Source organism: Viridibacillus sp. d25.2 (assembly GCF_055456015.2).
Genome location: NZ_CM196652.1, coordinates 3347292 through 3364516 on the forward strand (window position 1 = coordinate 3347292; position 17225 = coordinate 3364516).

Annotated in this window: 16 protein-coding genes and 1 pseudogene; 6 read left to right on the forward strand and 11 right to left on the reverse strand. The window is 34.7% G+C overall.

What is annotated here, in order from left to right:
• Positions 1–6: 6 nt before the first annotated feature.
• The 5 genes from ACZLO7_RS16520 to ACZLO7_RS16540 all read right to left on the reverse strand — a co-directional run bounded on the left by ACZLO7_RS16520 (position 7) and on the right by ACZLO7_RS16540 (position 5027).
• Positions 7–1677, reverse strand: coding sequence for an acyl-CoA dehydrogenase family protein (locus tag ACZLO7_RS16520; RefSeq protein WP_464937509.1), 1671 nt, complete (start codon positions 1675–1677; stop codon positions 7–9).
• Complete coding sequence (locus ACZLO7_RS16525; RefSeq protein WP_464937508.1) at positions 1674–3179, reverse strand: class I adenylate-forming enzyme family protein; 1506 nt, start codon at positions 3177–3179, stop codon at positions 1674–1676. Before ACZLO7_RS16525 ends, ACZLO7_RS16520 begins: the two co-directional genes overlap by 4 nt.
• Positions 3172–3561 carry a MerR family transcriptional regulator gene (locus ACZLO7_RS16530; protein ID WP_464937507.1) on the reverse strand — a complete coding sequence of 130 codons (390 nt, stop codon included), beginning with the start codon at positions 3559–3561 and terminating at the stop codon, positions 3172–3174. The genes ACZLO7_RS16525 and ACZLO7_RS16530 overlap by 8 nt, the downstream gene beginning before the upstream one ends.
• 262 nt (positions 3562–3823) lie before the next feature.
• The gene (locus ACZLO7_RS16535) at positions 3824–4852 is read right to left on the reverse strand and encodes an NAD(P)H-dependent flavin oxidoreductase (protein WP_464937506.1); all 1029 of its coding nucleotides are present in this window, start codon (positions 4850–4852) and stop codon (positions 3824–3826) included.
• Between the two features lie 13 nt (positions 4853–4865).
• Positions 4866–5027 carry a hypothetical protein gene (locus ACZLO7_RS16540; RefSeq protein ID WP_464937505.1) on the reverse strand — a complete coding sequence of 54 codons (162 nt, stop codon included), beginning with the start codon at positions 5025–5027 and terminating at the stop codon, positions 4866–4868.
• Between the two features lie 282 nt (positions 5028–5309).
• Here ACZLO7_RS16540 and ACZLO7_RS16545 point away from each other — a divergent pair, with 282 nt between their 5' ends.
• Together ACZLO7_RS16545 and ACZLO7_RS16550 are read left to right on the forward strand one after the other, a co-directional pair.
• Complete coding sequence (locus ACZLO7_RS16545) at positions 5310–6083, forward strand: GNAT family N-acetyltransferase (protein ID WP_464937504.1); 774 nt, start codon at positions 5310–5312, stop codon at positions 6081–6083.
• 125 nt (positions 6084–6208) lie between these two features.
• Positions 6209–6424 carry a DUF3006 domain-containing protein gene (locus ACZLO7_RS16550; protein WP_464937503.1) on the forward strand — a complete coding sequence of 72 codons (216 nt, stop codon included), beginning with the start codon at positions 6209–6211 and terminating at the stop codon, positions 6422–6424.
• A 350-nt stretch (positions 6425–6774) separates the two neighbouring features.
• On the opposite strand, the gene ACZLO7_RS16555 is transcribed toward ACZLO7_RS16550, so the two are convergent.
• Positions 6775–7959: a M20 metallopeptidase family protein gene (locus ACZLO7_RS16555; RefSeq protein WP_464937502.1), complete on the reverse strand. Its 1185-nt coding sequence runs from the start codon at positions 7957–7959 to the stop codon at positions 6775–6777.
• A gap of 475 nt (positions 7960–8434) precedes the next feature.
• On the opposite strand from ACZLO7_RS16555, the gene ACZLO7_RS16560 reads away from it, so the two are divergent.
• A complete protein-coding gene (locus ACZLO7_RS16560) occupies positions 8435–9139 on the forward strand; it encodes a class I SAM-dependent methyltransferase (protein WP_464937501.1) in 705 nt (234 codons plus the stop codon).
• Between the two features lie 56 nt (positions 9140–9195).
• Here ACZLO7_RS16560 and ACZLO7_RS16565 read toward each other — a convergent pair whose 3' ends face one another.
• Together ACZLO7_RS16565 and ACZLO7_RS16570 are read right to left on the reverse strand one after the other, a co-directional pair.
• Complete coding sequence (locus tag ACZLO7_RS16565; protein WP_464937500.1) at positions 9196–9642, reverse strand: SRPBCC family protein; 447 nt, start codon at positions 9640–9642, stop codon at positions 9196–9198.
• Positions 9643–10060: 418 nt separating this feature from the next.
• Positions 10061–10678 (reverse strand): LysE family translocator, encoded by a 618-nt coding sequence (locus ACZLO7_RS16570; protein WP_464937499.1) that lies wholly within the window; start codon positions 10676–10678, stop codon positions 10061–10063.
• A gap of 77 nt (positions 10679–10755) precedes the next feature.
• On the opposite strand from ACZLO7_RS16570, the gene ACZLO7_RS16575 reads away from it, so the two are divergent.
• Positions 10756–11109 carry a hypothetical protein gene (locus ACZLO7_RS16575; RefSeq protein ID WP_464937498.1) on the forward strand — a complete coding sequence of 118 codons (354 nt, stop codon included), beginning with the start codon at positions 10756–10758 and terminating at the stop codon, positions 11107–11109.
• Between the two features lie 131 nt (positions 11110–11240).
• Here the strand turns inward: ACZLO7_RS16575 and ACZLO7_RS16580 are convergent, their stop codons facing one another.
• Positions 11241–12410, reverse strand: a complete 1170-nt coding sequence (locus ACZLO7_RS16580) for an MFS transporter (protein WP_464937497.1) — start codon at positions 12408–12410, stop codon at positions 11241–11243.
• Positions 12411–12594: 184 nt separating this feature from the next.
• Complete coding sequence (locus ACZLO7_RS16585) at positions 12595–13758, reverse strand: C40 family peptidase (RefSeq protein WP_464937527.1); 1164 nt, start codon at positions 13756–13758, stop codon at positions 12595–12597.
• A gap of 325 nt (positions 13759–14083) precedes the next feature.
• On the opposite strand from ACZLO7_RS16585, the gene ACZLO7_RS16590 reads away from it, so the two are divergent.
• Together ACZLO7_RS16590 and ACZLO7_RS16595 are read left to right on the forward strand one after the other, a co-directional pair.
• Entirely contained in the window at positions 14084–14680 is a 597-nt protein-coding gene (locus tag ACZLO7_RS16590) for a metallophosphoesterase family protein (RefSeq protein WP_464937496.1), read from the forward strand.
• A 192-nt stretch (positions 14681–14872) separates the two neighbouring features.
• A pseudogene (locus ACZLO7_RS16595) lies at positions 14873–15499 on the forward strand (IS4 family transposase); the annotation flags it as partial.
• On the opposite strand, the gene ACZLO7_RS16600 reads toward ACZLO7_RS16595, so the two are convergent.
• Positions 15393–17147 (reverse strand): type I polyketide synthase, encoded by a 1755-nt coding sequence (locus tag ACZLO7_RS16600; protein ID WP_511261356.1) that lies wholly within the window; start codon positions 17145–17147, stop codon positions 15393–15395. The pseudogene ACZLO7_RS16595 and the gene ACZLO7_RS16600 overlap by 107 nt on opposite strands.
• Between the last annotated feature and the right edge of the window lie 78 nt (positions 17148–17225).

Below are 17225 nucleotides of genomic sequence, written 5' to 3' on the forward strand. Positions count from 1 at the left end.
TTCCCTTTATACAATTTCCTCAAAATATTGTACTGTTTTCATTAAATCTCCTATTTCTCTTAAAGCCCACACTTCATCTAAATATACTTCAGCAAGTTTCTTGTATCGTCCACCATGTTTTGCAGCCCATTCAACTGCTACGACGCTTTCATATAAGTGTGCCATTTTCTTAGCTATTTTTTTCGCCTCAAAACTTTGTAAATCAGTTTCTAAATTCGCGAATTTGGCAAGTTCTTTTGTTAATATTTTTAGCTGAATAACGACAATTTGTTTTAGCTCATTATCTGCAATTTGCTGTAAGCGCATTTGCATAACATCAGTGAATACGATATGTGCAGAATATTTATTAACTAGACGAATTATCTCCAACCCTAGAATGTTTGAAGTACCTTCCCAAACCGTAAGAACTTGTGCATCACGTAATAACCTTGGTGCGACAAAATCCTCAATATAACCATTTCCACCGTGCATTTCAATCGCTTCATGTGCGAAATGAATAGCTTGCTCAGCTGTTTCCTTTTTCATAATAGCGATATACAAGCGGTTCATTATCATTTCTTGTTCCGTTGCTTCACCTGCTGTTACTTTTTCATACAACCCAATCAAATCAAAAACTGTTGCTACTTCTACATGAAGCGTTGCTGCAAGCTTTCCTAAAGTATCACGTACCATTGGAAAATCCGATAACCGCTTGCCAAATGCATTTCTACGAGTTGCGTAGTCCTTTGCCTCAAGTAGCGCTCTACGCATAATACCTATAGAAGCGACCGCGTTACAAATCCTTGATAGATTTAAAGCTTCCATCATATAATAGAATCCTCTAGTAGGATCTCCAACAACAAAAGCTTCAGCCCCGTCAAATTCAACTTCTCCTGATGGTACTGCCCTAACACCTAGTTTATCTTTCAAACGGCGCACACGTAGATGATTGACTTCACCATTGTCCTTACGCCAAGGTACTGCAAATAATGTTAATCCTTTTGAACCCACCGGTGCCCCCTCTATACGTGCTAGCACCATAGCAACTCCGCACATACCAGCATTCGATGCGAAATATTTTTCACCATAGAGTCGGTAGTTGTTACCTTCTTTTACTGCTTTTACAACATTGGCACCAACGTCAGAACCACCTTGTCTTTCCGTTAAAAACGTAGCACCTTCAAATAATGGACCCTCACCTGTAGAACAAACGGGTGTTAAAAATCGTTCTTTTAATGTCTCATCAGCATAATGGTCTAATAAATAGGCTGTAGCCATAGTTAATGTGACTGGACAATAAAATCCAGGCTCAGCATGGGATAATAAATAGCCTTGTGCGAAGCTATAAGTGTAATTCCCTTTGAATCCAAGCGTTGGAATCTCCTTATGAACATAGCTGACAATCCCAGTATCATACGTTTCTTGTACCGTTTTTTTATAGCCATCATTAACCCATACTTCCGAAACTTCTTCACCATATTTGTCATACCTTTTCAATTTCGGTTCGCCTTCACGATCAGTATGTTTTGCACGTAAGTCGATGTCATTGGCACATAATTCGCCAAATACAGTTAATTCTCGAGTAGCATAATCTAAAAAGTCCGTGTCTAATGTATCTTCTAATATTAGCTGCAAAGTTTTATTATCCTGAAAGAAATTTCGCGTTGTTTTCTCTGTCACATCTTGTAATACTTTCATTGAACTACACCAACATTTCTTAAAGACTGTTTTAATATTTTTCCTGATGCATTTCTTGGTAGTGCATCGACTTGTTCAAATAGTCTTGGCACTTTAAATTTAGATAAATGCTCCGTTAAATAGTGCTTCAGCTTTTCTACATCAACTTGTCCAAATGAGGCGAATACAGCTTTGACCGTTTCTCCCCATTCAGGGTGAGGAACTCCAACTACAGCAACTTCCTGAATACCACCATATTGCAATATCTGTTCTTCAATCTCTTTCGGATATATATTAACTCCACCAGAAATAATTAAATCTTTCTTTCTATCAACAATCCAAATGTACCCATCCTCATCAAATTTAGCCAAGTCACCAGTTTTCAACCAGTCACCTATGAAGGCAGCTCTCGTTTCCTCTTCATTTTTATAGTAACCTAGCATATTGCCTTCACCTAAAAGAACAATTTCACCTACTTCTCCTACAGCTACATCCTCACCTGAATCTTTAACAATTCTCAATTCTGTATGGAGTGGTGCTCGGTGTCCGATGCTTCCTGCCTTGTATTCATGTTCAGGTGCCATTAAAATGGAACCACTTGGCCCTGCTTCCGTTAAACCATAGACACATACCAAATGATCTGTTTGAAAAGCTTGTTGTATGAACTCTACTTCTTTTTTAGATACTGGCGCACCGCCATATACCCACCATTTCATCGAAGTAAGGTCTGCGTCTTTTAATTTGGAATTTTGTGCTGTTAATAGATAAGCAACTGGTGCTCCGAAGAAATGCGTCGTTTTCTCTTCGATAACAGTATCGATGAAAAGATCTGGTGTGAAAGTTGGCGTTAATACTGCCGTTGCTCCAACTATCATTCCGGCCATCAAAAATAAATGTAGTGGCGCAGAGTGACTTAATGGCATCATAAGTAATAAACGACTCTCTGGCTTCATTTCCATTTCAACACAAATCATTTGGGCAACTGTTAAGATATTTCGATAACTAAATAGAACACCTTTTGGGCTACCTGTTGTACCAGAAGTATAGAGAATAGTGGATTCATGATCTTCTTTTAAAGGACAAATTATTTCGTTATCTTTACTAGTTGCTACTAATTTCTCGTAGCTTAACCAATCATCTACTTCATCTCCTGTTTTAATAAGTAAACCCGGATTTTGTAGCTTTTCGACTACTGGAAACAGAAGTTCATGAGCGATGAAAGCGGTTTCATCTGAGTGATCAAGAATATATTCCACTTCTTTTGTAGAGAACTTTGCATTGATTGGTACAATTACGGCTCCAAGACGTTGTACTGCAAAATAGCTAATCACAAATTCCACAACATTCGGCATAAATAAGACAACTTTATCACCTTGTTTAATTTGCTTCTCGTGTAAAGCATTAGCGAATAGATTGACTAATTGATTTAACTCTTTGAAATTGACACGCTTGCCTTGGCTCACAACAGCTTCCCCATGTGGATACTTCCTTGCATTTTGCTCTAATAATTGTGAACTATTCAATACGTCTGCCCCCTTTTGAATTAATTAATTTTTCAGTAAAATTAAGATACAAAGTTTCCAATTCATCTCGAATTTCCTGCAACTCCCGCATTTTCTCATCAATTTCAGATATCTTTTGCTTTCCATATGCAACTGTTCTTTCAAGTTGTTTAATACCTGTTCGATCTTTGTCAAATAGTAATACCATTTCTTTGATTTCTTCGAGTGAAAACCCATACTTCTTACCTCTGAAAATTAGTTTTAACTTTGCATAATCCGAGTTTGTATACATTCGCTTATTGCTATCTGTCCTTTGTGGAGATAACAGTCCAAGTTCCTCATAATAGCGAATGGTCCTTGTCGTAACATCGAATTCTTTTGCAATTTCTGTAATCGTTCTCAAGTTGTCACCATCCCTACAAGAACTTAGAAGCAGTATATCATTGACGTTAACGTAAAGTTCAATCAATAACTGCTCTAGTTTTCTATGAAAAATATTTTTTTATTTCACTGAAGTTATTTACTATTTAGCTGTTTGTAGAAACTAACCATGTTGATATTAAACAATTGATTTTTGTGCACAGCACATATATTCCTGCACTCAAAAAAATCATTAAACGACAGGCGTACTACAAACATGTAGTACGCCCAATAAATTATCTAAATTAGCAGTCCTCACTTAGAAAACGCTCTACAACTTCCTCTACTGTACCTTCCTTTACTAAAAATACATTTTCCCCAGCCCACATTGATAGATATTCTGCCTTTCCTTGTTGACCTGCTGCTTTACGTATTTCCTTTGTTAAATCATTTTGTACTGGATATGGTGCAATCGGTTGATCTTTCATATAAGTCATAAAATCATTTAAGATCCCTCTTGCTGCTTTTCCTGAAAAAGCAGTTGTCAGAGCTGTAACGTCTTTTTCTGATTGTAAAATGGCTTCTTTATGTAGAGAATGAGCCCCGCTTTCCTCTGTTGCTAGTAAGGCTGTACCTATCTGAACAGCATCTGCTCCTATATCAAGCATTTCATGCATTTGCTGTTTTGTCATAATACCCCCAGCAGTAATAATGGGCAATTTTATTTTTCCGATAGTTGTTTTTAATAACTCAATTGTAGGGATTAAAACGAATGGCTCTAAAAACGTTCCACGGTGCCCTCCTGCCTCTCCTCCTTGTAAAACAACCGCATCTAATCCTGCTTGTTCAACCGCAATTGCTTCGGCAACGGTCGTTGCAGTACCAATGCAATAAACCTTATGTTTATGTAAATAGGAAATTGTTTCTTGATCTGGTATTCCAAAAGTAAATGAACAAATTTTCACACCTTCATCAACGACAACTTTTACTTGCTCTGCAAACTCACTGGAAGATAACTTTACTGGCTCTTCTGATAAGTCAAGCTCTTGTAGAATTGGCTTTAATGCCTCGTGCGCTTGTGCAATTTGTTCATCTGATGCATCTACTTTTTCTGGAACAAATAAATTGACAGAAAATGATTTGTCCGTCAACGATTTTACTTCCCGAATACAATTTCTAGTTGCTTCTACAGTTAAATATCCAGCCCCTATAGAACCTAAAATACCTGCATTGGCACTTGCTGCTACAAATTCAGGCGTCGTTACTCCAGCCATTGGTGCTTGTACGATTGGCTTAGCTACCCCTAACGTATTTCGAACAAATAAAGCTCCCATTACTAACACCCCTTTACGTTTTCTTCTCACTTAATAATAACGCGCCTAATATAGTCAGCGCTAGTCCACCCCAAGATAACACTTCATGATACTCAAAATTACGGAAGAAAAATTTACCAGATATAATTAGTATACCTATAATTAAAATAATGGCCCCGACTGTTTTGCGATTCATACTATCACATTCCTTCTGTACGGCTATTTATCACATTTATTATAGCTATATGCCAATATTTTATCATTTATAAATCCTTTACAATTCTCTGTTTAATTTGCATTTTATTATTCATTTTTTCTACAATTTGAGTTGGAAATGCAATATGATATTTATTTAATTTTCTAAAATAAACTTGTAATCATCATGTGAAAAAATTAAGTAGTTATACAAACTGGAAAAATAATGATAACATTGATAAATATAGTTATTCACAACATTTTGAGAGAAAGTAGGAATTGAATGATTTATGAAGCAGACATCAATGTAAGAAAAAAGTTAGTACCACTTTTTGAAAATATGGATAGCACTATCATTCTTTCATGTTTACAAGGACATATGGGAACTGCTTGGGTAGATGATCTTGAAAATCCTAAAGTGGCACAAATAACGGTCGGGATTTTTGTATTTTATGCTGGAAACCCTAATACAAAGGAAGCTGAAGAACTACTATATAATCTACCCGATTATACACTTGCAATTGTTAATACGGATGATTGGAAAATACTAATTGAAAAAATACATAATGAATCTATAGAAAAATTTCAACGATATAGATTTGAAAAGGCACCTGAACATCTGGTCAAGAGCTATCTACAGAACTTATTATCTACACTACCAGAAGGATATGAATTAAAAAAAATAGATGAGGCTATAGCAATTGATCCATCTCTTCATGAACTTTCCGAAGACTTTATAAGTCAGTTTAATACTATAGATGACTTTATAGATAGAGGCGTAGGTTATGCAGTTTTAAATGATGGGAAAACTGTGTGTGGGGCCACATCATATAGTATTTATGATGACGGAATTGAGATTGAAGTTGCTACACACCCTAATCATACAAGAAAAGGCTTAGCAACAATAACCGCTTCTGCCTTGATATTAGATTGCCTTGACAGAGGAATATATCCTAGTTGGGATGGAGCTAATATAGAATCTGTTAAATTAGCCCAAAAGCTCGGATACATTTTCAAAGAGTCTTATGATACTTACTTTATTGATTATAAAAAATAAGTCAAAAGATTAATTTCGTTTAAGCGAAGAAGAATTTGGCGAGAGTATAAAGTACTCGTATTTGTTTTAACAAACCTGTTATTCCGGTATTTTGTTTTCACCCTATTTTAAAGGAGTGATTCTGCATGAGAAAAGGAATCATTGATCGGTTTGAAAGGGAAATTGCAGTTATTGAATTTGAAAATGGTATAGAAGATTTTCCTCTTACTCAATTACCTAAAGGTGTTCAAGCAGGAGATGTATTACTATTTGAAAGTGGAAAAATTACAATTGATCCAGAAGGCAAAAAACAATTAGAAAATGAAATAGCTGATTTAATGGATGAGTTATTTAAGGATTAATTTAAACTTTTATACTATCTAAACACACAACATTCATTGTTTTATAATTATAAATTCCCGATAATCAAGCGAGGAAAAAACGTCCATTCGTATAATGCGAGGGCACTGAAAAAGTCCATAAAACAATTTTATCCCTGGTGGAAACGATTAATCGTTTCCACCAGGGCTTTTTCTTCGATGCCGTTAATTTAAGTTCCGGCGGACGCTTTCCTTGGGACAAACCTTGAGCCACGCCAACCTACGTTTATTGCTATTAAAATCTATTCCTCTGAGTAAAATAAAATTGGAACAAGTACATAAAAAAATCTACGAGATTATATCTCTCGTAGATTTTTATATTAACTATTTAATTAGTTTTTCTTGTTTTCAACTAAATATTTTAATGTTGCCGTTCCTAAAGTATTTGCAGCAATTAACATTGAACGTTCATCAATATTAAATTTAGGATGATGATGAGGATAAACTTCTTCCGAATTTGGGTCTTTTGCACCTGTAAAGAAGAAAGTACCTGGGACATGATTTAGATAATAGGCAAAGTCTTCACCACCCATTATAGGCTCACAAACATGAAGTTCATCAACTCCTGGAACTTGAGGTGCTAAGTCCATAATAAATTCCGTTTCTCTCGTATGATTAACAACAGCAGGATACCCACGCACAAAATTATATTCATAATCCGCTTTTGTTAAATAACATGATGCTTTTAGAACGTCTTCAATTTCTTGTTCTAATAAATCGCGTGTTTCCTCATCGAATGTACGTACAGTTCCTTTCATGTATACAGAATCTGCTATTACATTAAAAGGATTTAATGCTTCAATATGTCCAATTGATACTACTGCAGGTTTAATCGGATTAATACGACGAGCTACTAATTGCTGTAGATTTGTGATAAATTGAGCAGCAATAACGATAGAATCTTTTGTATTACTTGGATCGGAGCCATGACCGCCCTTTCCTTTTACCGTAATATAGATACCATCAGCCGCTGCCATTAAAGGACCGTCTTTTATCAAAATATTACCTAATGGTTCAGTAGCCCACAAATGTGTACCAAATATTGCGTCTACTCCTTCTAAACAACCATCTTCTATCATTGCAATTGCCCCACCAGGAGCAAGTTCTTCAGCATGCTGATGGATGAATACGATTGTTCCTTCCAACTCATCTTGAAGCTTATTTAATACTTTTGCTAATACTAATAGGGTTGCAGTATGCCCATCATGCCCACACGCGTGCATGACGCCATCTACTTTAGATTTGTATGGTACATCATTTAATTCTTGAATTGCTAGAGCATCAAAATCAGCTCGAAGTGCAATTGTTTTACCTGGTTTTTCACTATGTAATTTTGCAACTACACCTCGGCCACCTACACCTTCAGTCACTTCATGCCCAAGCTTACGATGGTATTCAGCAATATATTTAGGTGTATTTACTTCTTCGAAAGATAATTCTGGATTTTCATGTAGGAATCGTCTTATTTCTATCATTTCACTATAATGTTCTTTCAGTAAATCATATAATTTTTCCATATAAATTCCCTCCCTTAAAGTAAATTGAATATCTTAATCTTCTCTTTTGGTTTTTCTTTCATCCTTTTCGTTATCGAACCACTTTTTTGGAATATTTAAATTATAATGAATAATCGGTAATATTGATATAGTGTAAACTATGATAAATAAAAACAGGCTACTAACTAGCGTAGTGCAACCACTGAAATATCAATGTAATAATTGTAAAAATAATCCTATTGTTAATTTAGGCCACGCTCTCTAAAACAGATTTATATATCTATTCTTAATGTTTTACACACCCTTAGTACCATCATATATATTTCCCTATTAAGCAATATGTAAGAGTTGCTATACCTGTTTAAATAGCTATTCGATATACCTTCTATTATTAATTGCACTTATATTTAATGCTTAATTAATGTATTTGTAACCATAATATCCCTATTTATTGATAAGCTAAATTAGTAAGAAACACATTAAAGGAGGATACCATATGGCGGACATTAATAATTATGAGGATATAAAAAATATGTTAGATAATTTACTACGGGAACCTGAACAATTTTGGGATGAGTTTTATTCAAATCTTGAAAAGAGGATCCCTTTCTTCGAAAATAAACCAGATGAGAACCTAGTAAATTATTTCGATCGGAAATTATTAACCTCTGGGAAAGCATTAGAGTTGGGATGTGGACCAGGTAGAAATGCAATTTACCTAACTGAAAAAGGTTATAGAGTAGATGCAGTAGACTTATCTATAGAATCATTAAAATGGGCTAAGGACAGAGCGATAGATAAAGATATTTCCATTAATTTCATTAAAAAAAATATTTTTGATTTGCATATAGAGAACTCTAATTACGATTTAGTTTATGATTCAGGTTGTTTTCATCATATTGCTCCACATAGAAGAATCGATTACATTAATTTAATAAAAAGAGCCCTTAAACCAAAAGGATACTTTGTTATTAACTGTTTTATTGAAGATGGACCTCTAGGGGGCTCTAGTATCTCGGATTGGGAAGTATATCGAATACAAAGTTTGCAGGGAGGATTAGGATTTACTGAAGAAAAATTAAGGCGTATCTTTCAAGACTTTGAATGTATTGAAGTACGTAATATGAGACCAGCCGAATCAAACGAACCCGTTTTTGGCGCAGACGGATTACTAACTGGTATCTTTCAGAAAAAGGGTTGAAACTAATTACTTAAAAAGCCTCTCCAACTGGAAAGGCTTTTTGAAAAAATTCTCTGTTAAACTTGAACTAATCTAATTTTATTTGCTACACGTTCAGTTAGCATAGTTGTTGCTTTTGGTAATACCGCTTTGAATACTGGATTTAAAACTGGCGCTACTAAACCTCCAGCATTTACTTCTAAGAAACCGACCATTTCTGTTTTTTCAGCCTCTAATGCTGTTGCTTCAAAATAGCCATTTCCAGTAAATTTATCTGTTAAACCAATAAGGTTAAATGTAATTTTAGATGGTTCTACCCAATCAATAATATCTATTTGTACTTTTACAGTTTTTTTCAAGACACCTACATTGCCAGCAAATGTCCAAGTAGATTGACGATCATTAATGATTTCATGTTCTCTATATCCAGGTACAAGTGTCGCCCATTTTTCCATCTTGCTAACAAAGTTCCAAACTTCAGTTGCTGGTAATGGAATTTCTACTGCATGTGATGCTGTTGCCATAATCGTTCACTACTTTCTCTATTGAATATTTACAATTACTAGTATAGCGAAATTTTATCAAATAATCGACAAATAAATACATATCCAAAGTACTTTTTATCCTTATTTTTGATTAATAAGTAAAACAATTTTATAGCTACAATAGCATATTTATAAGTTTATTAACTACTACATCTCTAATTAACATGTCTTAATACCCAAAATGCCTAATTGTTAGTCAATGTTTAATAACGACGAGTTCCATTGTAGTAGCTAATTATTGTCCAATACAATTTAACTTGAATCAAAAGATATTATTTACATATATATTATTTGGCTTTTATACTCAATAATCATTTCGCTAAATAGCACTCTATTTTTCACTAGACTTATACCCGTTTATTATATAAATAAACCAAAGATCCTGACAATTTTTACATCAAGGTCTTTTTTCAAGTGCTAAAGTTAAGCCAAAGCCAACAAGAACAAGCCCTGTTCCTTTATCCATTATATTTTGTACTCGCGGTGCCATAAGCCATTTGCGTACGTAATTGATGAAATAAACATAAAATAAAAACCATACAATTGAAAGAACGGTATAAGTTAAACCCATAACAATTAATTGCCACATAGCAGCATTATCATTTGTAACAAATTGAGGTAAAAACGTCAGAAAAAACACTGCTACCTTTGGATTTAATATATTCGATAAAAATCCTTGCTTAAATGCAGAAGAAACTTTTTTAAAATCTTCACCTGTATCTAATTCCTCAGGTCTTTGTTTTCTTCTTATAAACGTACTAAGTCCTAAATAGATTAAATATAAGGCCCCTATATATTTTACTACTTCAAACGCTAATGCTGATTTTAACAATATGGCAGATAAGCCAAATGCCACTGCTATAGTGTGTACCATCCCCCCACTAGCAAGCCCCATTGCCATTTGAAAACCATCTTTACGACCTTCTAGAAGTGTCCTTTTTGTAATTAACGCCGTATCAACACCCGGACTCATTATAACAAAAAGCGTTAGCAATACAAATGTCCAATCCCCCATCACTTTCAACTCCTTAGAAAATAAAGAATAATTTAATTAAATTTAATTATCTTTAACCCATTGAAATTAATTACAAATTGGAGCAAATAGATATTAAAAAAGTGGAACAGCTTCGAAAAGGAAAAGGTATTAACAAAGACATTAGGATGCCCACTTACTATTTTTTGCTGGAAGATATAAATAAGGTTGAATTAATCGTAAAATTTCTAAACTGCAAAAAATTAGTTATTGATGAATTAAGTTATGAACTACATTCTCCGGATATGCAAGGACCATCGAGCTCTATCTTACATATCTCATCACATGGAGGAACTTCTAGTCAAACACTCTCAAATAAAGGTGAAGAGCTAGCCATTATTTTAAAAGGTACAGTGCAGTATAAATTCAAATTAAAGACCAAATTAATCCCCTCCATGAAGATGACATTATGAAGATTCCATCTTTTTTCACCCTAAATGTTCGAACCCACTTGAAGATAGAGGGAGTAAAGTATTTTCTGTTACTCCTCCATCTTTTAACACATCAAAAAAGTCCTATACTCATTAATAGTATAGGACCTCTTTTATGCTTGTTGTGGTTTTTTCCAAAAGAATGCCATACCATAGCTAATAACTAGTACCACCATAGCAAAACCATAAGGGTATTGGATATTGATATCAAACAGAATACCCGCTATAGCTGGTCCGATAATGTTTCCGACACTTGTAAATGTAGAATTCAAGCCACTTACAAATCCTTGCTCATTGCCGGCTATTTTCGATAAGTATGTCGTCAGTGCAGGTCTTATTAAATCAAACGTTAAGAAGATGACTAAAGTAACTGATAATACTAATGCATAAGCTGAAACTTGTATCATGGCAATCATAAATACAGCTGCTACTGCTAGACATATTCTAATCAAACGGATTTCTCCAAGCCAACTCGTTAAACGATCGAATGCAAAAACTTGAGCAACTGTTCCTAACACACCACTAATTGTAATAAGTAGTGCAATATCTTTCGCTGTAAATCCAAATTGATGGTCTAAATACAGTCCATACACTGTTTCATATGTTGCTAGTCCAAATGAAGATACTAATATGATTAGCATTGGAATAAGATACATTGGTTCCAGAACTTTTCTAAATCCTGGCTTTGTTATTGCCTCTGGCGCTTTACTGTTCTCATCCAAATTAGATGCAGTTTCCTTTAAAAAGAATAAGGAGAAAATTGCTCCCGAAAATCCTAATCCAGCCGCAAAAAAGAACGGTAATCTTGTGTTAAGTTCGGCTAAAAAACCGCCTATTCCAGGACCAATTATGAAACCTGTATTAATGGCTGCTGCCACATACCCCATTGCTTTTGGACGTTGTTTTAATGTCGTAATATCCGCAACATATGCCGTAACAGCAGGCATAATAAATGCCGCGCTTATACCACCTAACATGCGTGAAGCATATAGAACTTTTACATCATGACCGAATCCAAACAATAATTCAGAACATCCAAATATAAACATTCCAATGACAATCATTTTTTTTCGACCAAATTGATCGACCCATCTACCAGCAATTGGTGATACTAATAATTGGACAAAAGAAAATGCAGCTATTAAGTAGCCCATTGTTGCTCCACTTAAATGCATTTCTCTCATTAAAGTCGGTAAAACAGGAATAACAAGACCTATTCCTAAAAACACAACTAATAAATTTGTCAACACTAAATATAGTGCTTTTTTCTTATCACTCTTCATATCTGTTCACCTATTCAGCATCATTTGCTCACTGTTTACCAAACATATAAAATGCTTCTCCTATAAACTTTTATTCTCTCCATCCTACTATACTTTTATGTAAACTTGGGCATTTATCACTTTTTTATTATTATTTCTCTCATAAAAAAAAGCTCTTTTTTAAACAAAGAGCTTTTAAGCTTGTTTAGTTTACACCTGATACACGACCAAATCCTACTAAATATTGGTTCCACCAATCTAATGATTCAACAACGACACCATTATTTTGTGCATCTAGCATTCTATTATTCCCCAAGTATATTCCAACGTGTGCTACGCCTGAGCCATAACTGAAGAATACTAAATCACCGGCTTTTGCACTGCTACGATCAATTTTTTGGGTTGCTAAATATTGTGATGCAGCTGTTCTTGGAAGTGAATACCCAGCTTGCTTGAATGCCCATTGTGTTAAACCAGAACAATCGAATCCGGAACCTGGATTACTACCACCCCATACATAAGATGTACCTAAATATTTACTAGCTTCTGCAATGGCTTCTGTAGCAGCTTGAGAACCTGAGACATTTGGTTTAGATTGATCGCCGTCATCTGGACTACCGCCATTATCTCCGTTTCCAGCATTATTTCCATCACCAATATTATTTTCATTGCTAACAAATCTTGTTTTTTGTAGATCCTTTAATTTTTTCGCTTCTTCTTCTTTTTCTTTCAACGCTTTTGCAATACGTTCTTCCTCTTTTTTAGAGGCAATTTGTTTTTTAAGTTCTAAAGATTTCACTTTATTTTCAGCTTTTTTTGTTTCCAGTGCACTTTCTTCCTCTTGCATTTGTTGGAATTGTTTTTGCAATTTTGCTTGTGTTTCTTCTAAATCATCTTTTTGATCAGCTAACTTTTGTTTATCTTCTTCTTGTTCTTCTAGCAAGCTTTGATCCGCATCAATAATTGTTTTAACACTCATTGCTCTACTGACTAAGTCTGTAATACTGTCAGAACCAAGCACTGCCTCTATATACGGGCTAACTGTGCTATCATTTTTTTGATAGGCTTTAAGTCGATCATCAATAATTTCAGAACGATTTTCGATTCGCTTTTCAGTTTCCACAATAGATGCATTAACTTTTTGTAAGTCTTTTTGTGTTACTTTGTAGTCTTTCATCTTTTTTTGTAGTTTCTTTTTTAAATCTTTAATCTCATTATCTAGTTTTTTGATTTTCTTATCTATTTTTACTTTTTTGTGTGTCATTTCTTGTGATGTTGCTGCATCTGCTTGTAGAGGTTGTGTGGTATACATAAAGCCACTTGTTAGCGCTAATGTCATAACCGCTGTGCGGCCCCATTTCGTATTCATCTTCAAACTTAGTCAACTCATTTCTTTATCATTATTTCTTAATCCGAATATCTACCTTGTCTATTCTACCATGGCTTGTAAAAAATGGGCATGCTATATTTCAAGCTTAATGAAAGCGTAATTCGTGTCATATTTCTGTAACAATTAGATAATTTTGTCACTTCACTAATATCTATGGATTACATATCTATTTAAAAAATACTTTTTAAAATGATTACATTTATCGACAATTAGCTATACTGTTTTTAATTAAAAGTTGTTATTTTACTGGGGATTTAATCTATGCTATTATTTCTACTATATTTTTGAGAGGATGGTTACCTAAATGAAGTATGCATTGATTGGAGATTTACACTCTTGTTTTGAAGATACGAATGCTGTTTTAAAGCATATAAATGAAACGGCTCAAGATGCCACAATCATTGGTTTAGGTGATTTATTTGAATGTAAAATCGGTAAAAAAAAGGCTAAGAACATTAGTGGTCTTGCATTTGAAGAGGCGGCGGAGCATTCAGAGCTCTTCAGCAATCTGTTACAGTTTCCTTCTGTTCGGGGGAATCAAGAAGAACGGATTATGCAAGTAACAGGTCTACATACATTTGAAAAATTACCTGAAACGCTACAAATTGAAGGTGCCAATATTATTCACGGACATCAATTTAATTGGCCTTCTGATTGGAAACCGTTACTAACTGAAATAGAACAATCAATCGTCTTTTTTGGACATAGCCATGATGCTGCATTGTATAAAAAAGGTCAAAAAAAATCCTTCACATATGGTAAACCTATTCAATTGAAGAAAAAGAAATATGGTGTCAATGTCGGTGCTGTTATAGGAACACGAGAATGGTGTTTATATGATTCAACGGAGCGAACGGTTACATTTATGAAGGCAACACAACGTAAAAAGCACTCGAGTTAGACTAATTAAATAGACTAAACTAATAAGAGGATTTTATGTTCAATATATGAGCATATACCCTCTATTTCTTTCATATTAAAATCATTATTTACTCAACTTTCGCAGTCTAATTCCCACCTAAAACCTTTAGTATAACTAGCTTTTTACGGTTTTAGAAATATATTTGTTTTTACTTTTAAAATTTGCTTGCACATAAAAAAAGACACCTCTTTTTTTGTTTACTTTACGCAATGTCCGAAAGAAATAAAACAGAGCTTTTCTGAATTAAATGTGGGTTACCATCTGCGAAAAGCAAATATCAATAAACTTTCAGGTTATTCATGTTTCAACGTGTTCAAGCTGATTTTCTTACTCGTCTTTCAATATAAAAATTTGTTTCGAGCTCACCAGAGTAAAAAAGCTGGGGATTTGCCAGGTAAGGATACGGTTTACCGCTTTTTAAACACACCCACCTTTAATTGGCGCCAGTTCCTATTATCACTTAGTAGTGAAATCATACGGCTGATCAAACCTTTAACATCCGACCAAAGAGTGACGGCTTTTGTCATTGATGATTCTGTTTATTCTCGCAATCGCAGTAAATCCGTGGAGTTACTTGCGAAGGTATTCGATCATTCCACCCACAAATATTTAAAAGGATTCCAAATGTTGACGCTCGGCTGGACAGATAGCGCAACCTTTATCCCTGTTGATTTTGCCTTGATGAGTTCCTCTAAAAAAGAGAATCGCGTCCAAGATATAAACGACGCGATTGATAAACGAACTTCCGGGTATAAACGTCGAGCAGAAGCCATCCAATCAAAACCCACAGTGGTCTCTGTGTATTAGATACAACCCCTTCACATATACAGGAATTTGTTTGATCAGATAAAAAGGCATTAAGTTTATTCTGTAAGTCTCTAATTGAATTAGTAATAATCGCTAATCGATGTGAGTGGTGATCCCTTCTACAGCCCAAAGTGTATCCTAAACTTTCCAATGATGTCTGATTGTTAGTAAGAGATGATTTTAATTGATTTGCAAAGTCATGTAATGCACTTTCGTTCTTTGCAGATAATGGTATTAATAAATCTTTCTCAAGTTGAGTATTTTCATAGTGATTATTTTGCTTAGGGATATACTCTTCAATTAATACATGTGCATTAGTTCCGCCAAAACCGAAGGAATTAATTGCAGCTCTTTTGGGACCATTTGTTTCTGGCCAAGGCGTGTTTTCTCGAGGGACTGTTAGGCCCAATTCCTCAAAATCAATATCCGGATTGACTTTATTTAGATGAAGATGTTTTGGAATCAAGTTATTTTTCATACTCATAACAGTCTTAATAACACCAGCAATCCCAGCCGCTGCTTCAGTATGACCAATATTTGTTTTGACAGAACCTATTAATGTTTTTTCACCATCTATACGCCCTTCTGAAAAGACCTTTCCAATTGCTTTAGCCTCAATTGGATCCCCAACTGGTGTTCCAGTTCCGTGGGCTTCAACATACTGAATGCTAGAAGGTGAAATTCCGTTTTGTTCATAAATATTTCTCATTAGATTTTCTTGGGCTTGACCATTTGGTACAGTAATACTGGATGTATGACCGTCTTGGTTACTTCCTGATGCACGAATGAGTGAATGAATATGATCTCCATCTGCAATTGCTTGAGAGAGGGGTTTCAATATAATTACTCCCGCACCTTCCCCACGAACATACCCATTTGCACGACTATCATAAGTTTTTGAACGACCATCTGGTGAAAGCATTCCTGCTTTTGATTCAGCGATAAAATATTCCGGCTTTAACATTACATTGACACCGCCGACTATTGCCATTGAAGATTCTTTTTGTAATATACTTTGACAAGCAAGATGTAATGCTACTAAAGATGCAGAACATGCTGTGTCCACAGAGAGTGATGGTCCTTTCAAATCAAATGCATAGGATAAGCGGTTCGATAATAAAGTCATCATTGAACCTGTAGCAGAATGCGAGTCAATGCCACCCCTATTTTTATCCGTAAATTGTAGCAATTTCCAATCAAGAGTAAATGCTCCTATGTAAACGCCTACGTTCTTCCCTGCTACACTTTCAGTTGGTAGTCCGGCATCTTCAAATGCTTCATGTGTCACTTCTAATAACAAACGTTGTTGCGGGTCTAATAAGCTGGCTTCTCTTGGCGATATTCCAAAAAATTCTGCATCAAACTCTGCAATTTTATCGAGAAACCCTCCCCATTTAGCTCTAGTTTTACCTCTTTTTTTACTATTAGGATCATAATAATGATTGATGTTCCACCTATCTTTTGGTATCTCCGTTATGGAATCCTTTCCATCTAAAATGTTTTGCCAAAATTGCTCCGGATCATTACCATTACCAGGGAATTTACAACCCATTCCAATAATAGCAATTGGTTCATTTTTTTCATTCATGCCTATCTCTCCTTTTACTGATTGTAGAAGATTGTCAATAAGATGCAACATAATTTTACACTATTCCCAAAATATGTTATAAAAAATTAAATTTTCCATTAATTTGTAATATTTAATTAAGATATTTAT

Excerpts from the sequence above, each read along its gene's own strand:
- ACZLO7_RS16545 (WP_464937504.1), top strand. The coding sequence starts at position 5,310 with ATGATTTATGAAGCAGACATCAATGTAAGAAAAAAGTTAGTACCACTT.
- ACZLO7_RS16580 (WP_464937497.1), bottom strand. The coding sequence starts at position 12,410 with ATGAAGAGTGATAAGAAAAAAGCACTATATTTAGTGTTGACAAATTTA.
- ACZLO7_RS16570 (WP_464937499.1), bottom strand. The coding sequence starts at position 10,678 with ATGGGGGATTGGACATTTGTATTGCTAACGCTTTTTGTTATAATGAGT.
- ACZLO7_RS16590 (WP_464937496.1), top strand. The coding sequence starts at position 14,084 with ATGAAGTATGCATTGATTGGAGATTTACACTCTTGTTTTGAAGATACG.
- ACZLO7_RS16565 (WP_464937500.1), bottom strand. The coding sequence starts at position 9,642 with ATGGCAACAGCATCACATGCAGTAGAAATTCCATTACCAGCAACTGAA.
- ACZLO7_RS16540 (WP_464937505.1), bottom strand. The coding sequence starts at position 5,027 with ATGAATCGCAAAACAGTCGGGGCCATTATTTTAATTATAGGTATACTA.
- ACZLO7_RS16560 (WP_464937501.1), top strand. The coding sequence starts at position 8,435 with ATGGCGGACATTAATAATTATGAGGATATAAAAAATATGTTAGATAAT.
- ACZLO7_RS16585 (WP_464937527.1), bottom strand. The coding sequence starts at position 13,758 with ATGAATACGAAATGGGGCCGCACAGCGGTTATGACATTAGCGCTAACA.
- ACZLO7_RS16520 (WP_464937509.1), bottom strand. The coding sequence starts at position 1,677 with ATGAAAGTATTACAAGATGTGACAGAGAAAACAACGCGAAATTTCTTT.
- ACZLO7_RS16600 (WP_511261356.1), bottom strand. The coding sequence starts at position 17,147 with ATGTTGCATCTTATTGACAATCTTCTACAATCAGTAAAAGGAGAGATA.
- ACZLO7_RS16535 (WP_464937506.1), bottom strand. The coding sequence starts at position 4,852 with ATGGGAGCTTTATTTGTTCGAAATACGTTAGGGGTAGCTAAGCCAATC.
- ACZLO7_RS16555 (WP_464937502.1), bottom strand. The coding sequence starts at position 7,959 with ATGGAAAAATTATATGATTTACTGAAAGAACATTATAGTGAAATGATA.
- ACZLO7_RS16550 (WP_464937503.1), top strand. The coding sequence starts at position 6,209 with ATGAGAAAAGGAATCATTGATCGGTTTGAAAGGGAAATTGCAGTTATT.